1 protein-coding gene is annotated in these 802 nt (G+C 31.7%); it reads right to left on the bottom strand.

Features of this window, described 5'->3' with window-relative positions; all coding sequences use genetic code 11:
- Positions 1 to 16: 16 nt before the first annotated feature.
- Positions 17 to 802: IS982 family transposase (locus KQA_RS19340; RefSeq protein ID WP_010183079.1), on the bottom strand; the 786-nt coding region annotated here is incomplete at its 5' end.

Here is an 802-nt window from a genome sequence, read left to right as displayed (position 1 = left end):
AACCTGAGTTCGATTATTAGAACAGATAAATTTGGTTAGTATTTTGGGTTTCAAATTTAATTTGTGGTTTTTTAGGCAAAAAGCTGTAAGCAATAAGTCCAGATATTATATTTGATAGGAAGTTTCCAAAACTTCTATGTCTAGAATGCTCTATTTGACAGATATTTTTCAATTCATCATTTACTGTTTCTATGACTGATCTTTTTCTCAAGAGTATTTTATCAGATAGTGTCATCAAACAATTTTTCATATTGTTTTTAATATTTGTAACGAGTTGAATACCGTCTACAAATAGCAACCTAGCCAAATCCTTACCTATATAGCCTTTATCAGCAAATAGCTTTCCAAATATTTTATCTAAAAAGCGTTCTTGTTTTAATGGTGTTCTATCATCCTCACTAGCCTGAGTGATGGTAAAAGTCAAGATCTCACCTTTATCGTTAATTATAATGTGAAGCTTAAAGCCATAAAACCACCCCATTGTAGATTTACCCGTATTAGCGATTCCTTTGAAGACCTTATTTCTTTTAATACGTTTATTTTTACAAACTCTAATGGGAGTTGAATCCACAAAAGAAATTCCAGTACAATTACCTAAACAACAGCTTTTCAAAAACAAAGTCATAGCCATTAGATTGCTTTGCATAAGTTCGGTGAATCTGCCATAGGAAACTGTTTGAGGAAACTCTTCTTTCATATGTTTTTGAACATAATAAATGTAGAAGTGCTTGAAGGTTCTAAAACCTCCCAAGTGAAAAAGCACTGAAATGGTGATAATTTCACTTTTAGACATCATTGGAGG

The organism is Aquimarina agarilytica ZC1 (assembly GCF_000255455.1).
GTDB classification, from domain to species: Bacteria; Bacteroidota; Bacteroidia; order Flavobacteriales; family Flavobacteriaceae; genus Aquimarina; species Aquimarina agarilytica.
The sequence above is the reverse complement of the archived record's forward strand: the minus strand, read 5'-3'. Positions and strand labels throughout refer to the sequence as shown.